This is a genomic window from Clostridium weizhouense, from assembly GCF_019431045.1.
Lineage (GTDB): Bacteria > Bacillota > Clostridia > Clostridiales > Clostridiaceae > Clostridium > Clostridium weizhouense.
This window is the reverse complement of sequence record NZ_JAHXPT010000006.1, coordinates 207,736-217,531: the sequence shown is the minus strand read 5'-3', so window position 1 is coordinate 217,531 and position 9,796 is coordinate 207,736. Positions and strand designations below refer to the sequence as shown.

Below are 9,796 nucleotides of genomic sequence, written 5' to 3'. Positions count from 1 at the left end.
ACTATTTCATTTATAAGTTCATCATATGTCATATCAATATTTTGAAATGATCTACTCTTTTTTTCTATATCTAATTTAATACTTGAAGTTAAGGCTTGAATTTCTAAATAGTATATTCCATCTACATTACTTGTCCTAATATTTTGAACTATTCCATTAAATAATCTTTTACTATTTCCTTCATTAACCTCATTTATATTAGCTATCTTTTCATCACTACTTGTACTTTTATTCTCATTATTTGTATTCTCTAGTTCTTCATATACACATATTTCATCTTCTATAGAAGCTTTTATAGCAGAATTAAAATTTATACTTTCATCTATCAAACATTTTAAATACAAATATCCATGTTGATTTGGCTTATTTTCAATTTTTATATCTACTATCTTCATTAACTCATATGGTGATTTTACTCTTAGTTTATGAATTTCTCCCATCTATTTTACCCCCTTTAACTTATTAACTTTTCTTTAGTCCTGACCATCTGTAATAAATTTTATTACTCCTCCATAGGCGCATATTAAAATTGAAGCTGTAGTCAATGCTGGTGCTCCTTCTATTAAAGTATCGTTCTTGACATTCATCCATTTTTTTAATATCATAACCTGACATTTTTTTATTTTTTCATTGCTACCACTTGATGGACAGTTTCCTCTGCATGCTCCAAAGCTGCTTATATTTTGACCTACTAAATTATCATTTTCATTCATTATTGGTTGTCCATTTGAATATACTCCATGACTTACAGACAGATTTATTCTTTTTATCTCAGTTCCCTTGTTACATATCATACTTGCTCCTCTGACTACATATGCAGTACCCTGTTCCACTTTCATCATCTCCCATTTTTTAATTAAGACTATATTTTACTTAAATGTTGATATTCTAGTATAATGGCGAACTGGGATTATATTATAATATTAACAATGTTTTAAAAGATAAATTTTAATCATCAATTTCTAATCTTTTTAAACACATCCCTTTAAATTCTCTTCTCAGAAGGCTTTCAGCAACATCTAATCTTATTACTACTAATGTTTTTTCACTTTCTTTTATTTTAAAAATTTTCTTTCCTTTTATTTTTTCTTTGTCCAATATTATTTTCTTTACTACTGTCTTATTTAAGTTTAATTCTGCCTTTTCACTTAAACATTCCACTTCTTCAAATATTGGCATATAATAATTTTCTTGTCTTTCATGAGACAAATCTATAAGAGGAATAGTTTTGAATAAAATTCTCGGATTATACTTTTTAATTATTTTTTTCATTCCTTCTGAAATGAGAAATAGATTTCTATCTAGTATATCTAAGAATTCAGTTTCATCATTGCACTTAACATTAAATATAACAATATCATCAATTTTATGAGCTTTTAATAAATTTATATTCCTAATATCTAACTTATTAAAAACATCCATTAGTACTGGCGCATTTGTATATTCTTCATCCTGTTTTAATAAAAAATATTCCATGTTCTTTCCTTTCTACTAAAATCCCATTTATGAATTTTTAGTGTTTATTTGAATTGCAACATCCATATATTCACCTACCATAATCACTATATCTTCTTTCTTTTTCATTTCTTTATATGAAGTACATTCTAAAAAATTTTGCAAAGTATTTCTAATTATTTTTAAAGCCACACTGTGATATTTATTTGCTTCTCTTAGTTTTATAGCTTCTAAGTCTTTTTCTTTAATAGTTCTTCCATATTCTTTTTTCTTCTCTGAAAGCTCTTTCATATGATTAAATAAAGGTTTATAAATAAAATCTAAATCTATATTTACAGAGCATTCCTCTTTATCTAAAAACCATTTTTCATCATATAAATCAATTCTCCATTCTCCTTTATTTTCAAGAAGCTTTGTTCTAAGCATTGAAAAATAAATATATTTTATTTCCATTTTTACTTCTTTTTCTTGAAATAAAATAGCTGCCTTGCAAACAGAATTAAATTGAGATGTTAATTTCGCTTTAATTACTTCTCTATTATTTTGGTATTCTTCTATAATTTTTTTTAATTCTTCCTTATATCTATCTGCTACATATTTTTCCTGAAATTCTTTTAATACTTTTTCTTTATCTGGTCGTATTATCATATCTTTAACACCTGTAACATTCCCCATTAATTTTGGACATTTACTTTTCCTCCACTTATTGTTACATCATCTTTTATTGTCATACTTGCACCTGCTTGAGTTAAACTAATTCCTTTATACCCTTTAATTTGCACCTTAGATCCGCTATTTATTTCTATATCACCTTTAGCATCTAGTATTATCTTTTTATTACTATTTAGCTCAATCCCTCCATCATCAGTCATTTTCATTAAAAGATTACCATTTCCTATTATCTCAACAGAACCAGGACTCATAACAATTTCTTTTCCATACTTTGTACTTATACTTTTCACTGATGGATCACTTCTTTTACTATCATCAATTCCCTCATAATGCATTGAACTTATTACATATGCATTTTTTTCTTCATTATCAGGGAAATATAATCTAACTATATCCTCTATTTCAGGCATACAATACCAGCCTGTCCCATTAGGCTGTGAAAATATTGTTGCAAATTCAAACCATCTTGTACCGTCACGCTCTGTTGGACTTCCATCAAGTTCTAAAGAAACTTTTACTCTATCTTTTTCAGTAGCTAATATTCTTCCTTGAAGTGAAACACCAACTATATTGTTGTTATAAACTTTTTTCACTTTCATTCCTGTTTCATCTCTTAAGACATATTTATTTGATAGTATTCCACCTACAAGTTCAATCTCACATTTATATACTAAAAGTTTTTTTCCTTTGAAATTTACTTCACTATATAATCCAAGTATTTTATTTGTTATTACTTCGTAACTTATTAGGTTTACATCATTTAACTCATACCCTTCATTAGACGATTTTAAGTTATATTCTTGTAATCCCTTTTCTATTGAATAATTAAATTCATCAATATCATAAACTACTATTTGACCAGCTCCCCCTATTGAGTATTTTATTCCTGATAATCTACATTCAGGTACTAATGCTACATTAAAATGGGAAGCTAATCTTTTTAAAAATGTCCAATCTGTTTCTTTATATTGAACTATAAATTTATCTATTTTAGTTTCATTAGTGATATTATCTACCATTACAACATCACCATATCCACTATTTTTTTGATTAAAAATATCACTATAAGTAAGATTTGGATCTTGGAATGAGCCATTATTTTTTCTTATATCCATTAAAAATGTTTTACTTAAAGCTTCTATTTCTAAAGTTCTTACATCATTTTTTGCTTTAATTCTCACTTTGGTTAGTATTCCTTCAAATAAATTAATTATGTTTTCTTGATCATCTTTTGCTGACACTTTAATAGTTTCATCTGCACCTGCTTCTTCAACATACTTATCTACATTCTCATCACTTATTATTCCACTTATATAAAGTTTTGCATGTTCATTTAATTCCCTAACAACTTTTAATTTTGTTATTTTTTGAAACTTATAAGGTTCTATTAAAATATCACCTGAAGTATACATATATTCTTCACTCATTAATTTTCATCCCCCTTATCTTCTTTCATTATTCTTATAGTTTTAATAACTTGAAAAGCACACTCTCTCCATTGCTGACATTCACTATATAAACAGCTGAAAGTTCCCATTAATGTTTTTCCTTCAAATTCAAGAAAAAACATTATGTTATATAAAGAATCATCTATCGCATAACTTTTAAAATCAAAAAATCCAATGTTTTTAGAATCAACTTCTAAAACCCCATCTTCATAAAATACATTAGCGGGATTTGTTTTTTTTATTATAACTTTCATTCCATCTTTTAGTTTTCCAACATTTTCTTCATTTAATGGACTATCAATGATATTTAATGTTATGCATATATTGCCTTTTTCATTGCATTTAATTATTTCTGGTCTACTTTCTGATGGATATTTAAGCTTCCTTGCTTCTAGTGACATATCTGTAAAATCTTTTGGTATATATATTTTTAACTTTTCATCAAAGAATTCACTTTCCTCAAACTCATAATATCTCTCTCCAATTTTCACTGGTCCATTGCAAATATCTTTTTTAGCTTCCCTTTTCTCTACTTCATTTATAAAATCTAATATTTTTTCATCTACTCTTTGATCCATATTTTCCTCTCTCTCTTTAAACTCCATTAATCTTGAATATTATTTTACATAAAAACTATTATTTTCATCTTTTTTACAACTATATTTATTATTTTCGTCTAATTTATGGTTATCTTTACTTAAATTAGATTTTAAGGTATAAAATTGTTGGAATTTTATTACTGCTAAAAATAACTAGGAATGAAAAAAAACACCTAAGATAAATAAATCCTAGATGTTACTAAAATGATGCTACTCTAATTAAATTTCCAATAGTAGATTTTATCAGAAGTTAAGACTTTAAAAGTTCTATACTTTTCTTGTACAAAAAAATAAAAAGATTAGATTTAACTGATTGAAATAATACCTTAATTTATATTACAATTTTCTATAACCATTCTAACTATATAAGCTAATTCATCATCATAAATTTTTATTTTATAAATTTTCTCTAAAACTTCTAAATTCTTTCTAATTAATATAAACTCTTTAAAATGTTTACATCGATATTCTTCTAGACCTTTAAATTCAATTTGATTTATACCATGCTTAATCTTGTCTATTAAAAAACTAACATGAATTAAAATCCCTACTTGTACATCATGTTGAATTTTTACATTTAAACTTTCTTCTATTTGCCTTATCATTTCTCTAATATCACTAATTAACTTTATGCAATTTAAATTTTTTATTTCGTTTGTAAGTGCTTTTCTTACTTTTAAAAAATCACTCTCAATATCTATTAATTCATCTAAACGTTTTATTCCTTCTTCTATAAAAATATCTTGAGCAGAAATAAATGCAACTCCTTCAATAAATATATTTACTGTTCCTACAACTGCTAAAATTATATATTTTTCTTTTAATAAACCTACCTTCTTTAAGAAATCTTCCTTATCTAAAATATCTAAAGGTATAATTTTTACTTTTTCTATATTCTTAAGCCCACAATTTATCCTAGATTTTATTCTTTCTGCTGCACCCTCTCCTGTAAAGCATGTTGTAATTATTATAAATTCTTTATTACCAGTGTAATCTTCCTTTGGCATTTGGATAGATGTTCTTCCTATCTCCTTACATGAATTATAAATAGACTCTAAATTCCTACCATTTATCGCCTTTCTTCCAGCTTCAATAACACTTAATGTTGTTACCCTATCAATTGTTTTAATTTTAATATCTAATTCACTACTAATAATGTCTCCAAAATTAATTAATGATCCCATATCAACTAAAATCAATAAACCTTTTTTAGTATACATTTGTTTAATTGTTTCCTTAGCCTTTTCAAGCATACTTTCTGCTTTCATTGTAAGTGGCATATCCAATGCTTGTATATATTCTTCTCCTATTAATGAATTAGCTACCTCAACCATACTACTTGCTGTACTTCTTCCATGCATCATAACAAGTACACCAACTTTTTCTTCTAATTGCTCATTACTTTCATAATCACATGCAGCTAAAAACATAGTAACATACCCTATCTCATCTAATGGAACATCTAAATCAAACTCTTTTTCTAAAATCTTAACTATTTCCATAGCTACAATAAATTCTTCTCTACATTGAACTCTAATGACATTAAGTTTAGGATGATATATCTTTTTACCAGATGTTATTCTTTCAATACTTCCTTGCAAATGAAGTGATAATCCAAAATAAACCTTTTGATCAAATTCTCTCTTTAATTTTTCAGATGCTACAGTTAACATCTTTTCAACAACTCTTATTATTCTTAAACCAACAATTTTAGATATTTCATCTTTTTTAAAGCTTGTATTTATTGTGTTTATATATTTTTTAAAATACTGTTCAAAATCAATATTTAAAATATCATTAATATTTTTTTCATCCATGCCTTGATTTTTTAATATCTCTATCTTTTTTTCTATAGTTGAATAAAAACTTTTATTTGAAGAGTTTTCTTCTTCACTAACTTCTAATTCAAAATTTCTTGATAAATTATCTTCAGTAGAAAATCTTAAAATATCTGTCATGCTTTTTACCAAAGATTCTATTTCTTTTCTATGCTCTTGAATCTTCATTAGCCCTTTTTGTACTCTTGGCTGTAATTCTCCCTGATCTATTAAAATATAATTATCCTTATTTATTTTATAATTTAAAAATGCCTTGGCACAAGAAAGTTGTACATCACTCTTTAATTGACCAATATTATTTGGACAATCATATAATAAAAATGATATAAGAGCATTTTTACTTACATATATACTCTTTCCAAGTCTTAAAGACTCTGCTACTATAAATTCATTTAAAAGATAATACCTTTCCTTTAAACTTCTTTCCCTTAATGGGGGCAAAACTATTGTCATTGGGATTCTTCTAGTAAATGTCTTTAATAAAAATGATTGAGGAGATTCTGTTGTTGCAGCTATAATTTGTACCTCAGCTTTTATTTTTTTCTCTGTATCACCAAGTAATCTGAAATATCCTTTATCAATAAAAGTAAAAAGCATTTCTTGTCCTTGTGGAGATAGCCTATGTATTTCATCTAAAAAAAATATACCGCCGTCTGCTTTTTTTAATAGTCCTTCTTTATCACTATCTGCACCAGTAAATGCTCCTTTTTTAATCCCAAATATCTGGCCCACAACTAATTGAGGATTGTCTGCATAATCTGCACAATTAAACCTAACAAAAGGCGCATCTTCACTTATCATATTTGACTCTTTAGCAAAGTAATACATAACCTCAGCAAATAACGATTTTCCAACACCAGTTTCACCTAAAATTAAAGTGTGTAAGCCTCTAGGTGGATATAATATTGCTGCTTTAGCTTGTTGTATAGGTAGCTTAAGTGAATGTTTTGCACCTACAAGCATTTCTAAACTATCTTTATTGATTGATACTAGATTTTCTTTATTTCTATTTAAAGAATTATTCTCTTTTAAATCATCTTTGATTTTACTTATTTTATTTTTCTCTATTGAAACTTCATCTTCTATTAAGCTTCCAATACTACTGTATATAACAGGTCTACCCTCTTTTTTATTTATTCTTTTTTCTTTATATAATTCATTTAAATATCTACTTATATTAGTACGATCTAAACCCATATACGAACTTAATTCTGATGCTGTTACTCCTCCTTTTTTATTCTTTTCAAACTCAATTAGATGTTTCATAACCGTTTCTTTTCTAGTTACTACCCCCATCAAATTCTCCCCTTTATTAAATTCTTAAAAATAACATTTCAATGGACAATTGACAGTTATGGTTCTTTTTATTTTTTTGATATTTTATTTATTTTTATAAATATACCAATCAATACTATGCTGATTATTGGCAATATAAACATTAATGTTTTTGCAATAATGTTTTTGCAATAATGTATAAAGAATATTCTGAACCCCAATAAGAATCAACTATCTCCATACTTATCCTCCTTTTTCATGGTTGAAAGCTAATGCCTTTCTTAAAAATATATATTTTAGAAATCACAAGATGATTTTATCCTAAATTGTCAATCGTCCATTGCCTATTTAAAATATTTCATTTATCTTAGATTTTATCACTCTTTCAGTATTCAGAAATTCTATATTTTCCTATACATAAATAAAAGTGGCTGCCTGGTGTTTCAATTGATAGGTGGCACTTATTTACTTCTCTAACTTACTAATCACCTCTTCAAATTGAGGTAAATATTCTTTATGCGCTAACAATAATTCATCTAATACTTCCTTAGCAACTTTTCCACTTGGAACTAAAGGATTTATTGTAAATGCATGAAGTGCTTCATTATAATCCCCATTAATAGCTGCTAAGATTGTTGATTGTTCCATTGATTTCATCAATTGAACCATTCCTCTTGGTTCTACATCCAATTTTCCAAAATTTATTGGCTCTGGACCATGAGATGTTATTATACTAGAAACTTCTGCCACCGAATCATATGGAAGATCTGAAAGTGACCCCTTATTAAGAGTGCTCACAACCATTATTTTCTTTTTATTATTGTATATTGAAGATATAACTTCACATGCAGAGTCACTATAATAAGCTCCTCCACGTTTAGTTAATTGTTCTGGCTTATAATCTAAATTAACATCTTTGTATAATTCAAATAATTCTGCTTCAGTTCTCTTCACAACTTCTGCTCTTGTCTCCCCTTTTGAAAAGCTTTGCAACTCTTCTTTTAACATATCATCTGTAGCATAATAATAATTATGATATGGACAAGGTAATAATCCCAAATCTTTTATTTGTTCATATAAAAATTTTGATTCCTTAATATTAGCTACTACAGCCTCATTATTAGAATCAGCATTTTCTGGGTTATATAATAATTCTATTAATTTTGATGTTTTTTCATTACCATTTTTATCCCAAACTCTATGCCAATGGAAATGATTTATTCCTCCAAACTTAAAAAATAAATCTTCTTCAGGAGTTTCTAAAGCTTTACTATCTTGCTTTATACAATTAATCGGTACATTGCATAGTCCCACTGTTTTTTTCCATCCAGCATATTTAATTGCAGCTTCTGTTACCATTCCTGATGGATTTGTAAAATTTATAAGCCATGCATTAGGACATAACTCTTTCATATCTTCTATTATACCTAATATTACTGGAATTGTCCTAAATGCTTTAAACATCCCTCCAGCTCCATTTGTTTCTTGTCCAATTAACCCATGACTTAAAGGAATTCTTTCATCTTTTATTCTTGCATCTAAAAGTCCCACTCTAAATTGAGTTGATACAAAATCTGCATCCTTTAATGCTTCTCTTCTATCTAAAGTTAAATTAATCTTCCAATCTAACCCAGATTTTTTAACCATTCTTTTTGCCATAGCACCTACAATTTCTAGCTTTTCTTTCCCATCTTCAATATCAACAAGCCATATCTCTTTAATAGGTAATTCATTACTACGTTTTATAAATCCTTCAATTAATTCTGGGGTATAACTTGAACCCCCTCCAATAGTAACTATTTTTATCTTTTTATTATCCATAAAAATCCCTCCATATTTTTAATTTAAAATTACTGTTGAAAGTTTAGTATAAAGCTCATGGACAGAGGAATTTACTTTAAGAACTCTAAAAATAAAGCTTAGTCCAATTAATGCATGTTCCCAATCAAAGATTGATGACAAGCAATTAATTGTACAAATCTTCATTAAGAGTTCTAAAAAGCAAATTCCAATGCCAGTTCGCCCTTATACTAAAATTTCAACAATATTAAAAAATATAACATCATTAATTAAAAATTTTATTTATATTTTTACACAAGTATATAAAGCAACTTTTTTAATGGCTATGTTTTAATTAAGTGTTAATATTCATATATAACAATCATTAAAAGAGGAGTGTATTTTTTAATGATCATGGACCAGCGAATATCAACATTATTTTAAAACATAGCCTTCTTAAGATATAATTTGTTTATTGTTAATTAAAGAATCCAATTTAAATTTTAAGCAAATTCACACTTTATTTAACTTTAAGATTCTTATAACAACTACACGCTTTCAGATTATAATTTCTAAAGCTAAAGATACTTTATTGTACTTTTTTACACTATTTATATAAAGCAATTATTATGCCAAGTTTTAATATATTTAAAATTAATTCTTTAAAGCAGTTTAGATAGTATAATATAGATAGAACTGTAAATCTTCAAGCAAAAATTGTCTTTTAGAT

The 9,796-nt window shown here is 26.7% G+C and carries 7 protein-coding genes and 1 pseudogene; all 8 read right to left on the bottom strand.

Annotated features, from left to right (window positions below):
• Positions 1-440: pseudogene (locus KYD98_RS09525) on the bottom strand (late control protein D); the annotation flags it as partial.
• Positions 441-473: 33 nt separating this feature from the next.
• Positions 474-839, bottom strand: coding sequence for a DUF4280 domain-containing protein (locus tag KYD98_RS09520; RefSeq protein WP_219779557.1), 366 nt, complete (start codon positions 837-839; stop codon positions 474-476).
• A 109-nt stretch (positions 840-948) separates the two neighbouring features.
• Entirely contained in the window at positions 949-1,476 is a 528-nt protein-coding gene (locus tag KYD98_RS09515; protein ID WP_219779555.1) for a hypothetical protein, read from the bottom strand.
• Between the two features lie 27 nt (positions 1,477-1,503).
• The gene (locus tag KYD98_RS09510; protein WP_219779553.1) at positions 1,504-2,103 is read right to left on the bottom strand and encodes a hypothetical protein; all 600 of its coding nucleotides are present in this window, start codon (positions 2,101-2,103) and stop codon (positions 1,504-1,506) included.
• Positions 2,104-2,129: 26 nt separating this feature from the next.
• On the bottom strand, positions 2,130-3,554 hold the full coding sequence (locus tag KYD98_RS09505; protein ID WP_219779551.1) for a type VI secretion system Vgr family protein: 1,425 nt from the start codon (positions 3,552-3,554) through the stop codon (positions 2,130-2,132).
• Entirely contained in the window at positions 3,554-4,153 is a 600-nt protein-coding gene (locus KYD98_RS09500; protein WP_219779549.1) for a hypothetical protein, read from the bottom strand. The genes KYD98_RS09505 and KYD98_RS09500 overlap by 1 nt, the downstream gene beginning before the upstream one ends.
• A 347-nt stretch (positions 4,154-4,500) precedes the next feature.
• On the bottom strand, positions 4,501-7,308 hold the full coding sequence (locus tag KYD98_RS09495; RefSeq protein ID WP_219779547.1) for a sigma-54-dependent transcriptional regulator: 2,808 nt from the start codon (positions 7,306-7,308) through the stop codon (positions 4,501-4,503).
• A 444-nt stretch (positions 7,309-7,752) separates the two neighbouring features.
• On the bottom strand, positions 7,753-9,108 hold the full coding sequence (locus KYD98_RS09490) for a 6-phospho-beta-glucosidase (protein ID WP_219779546.1): 1,356 nt from the start codon (positions 9,106-9,108) through the stop codon (positions 7,753-7,755).
• Positions 9,109-9,796 lie beyond the last annotated feature (688 nt).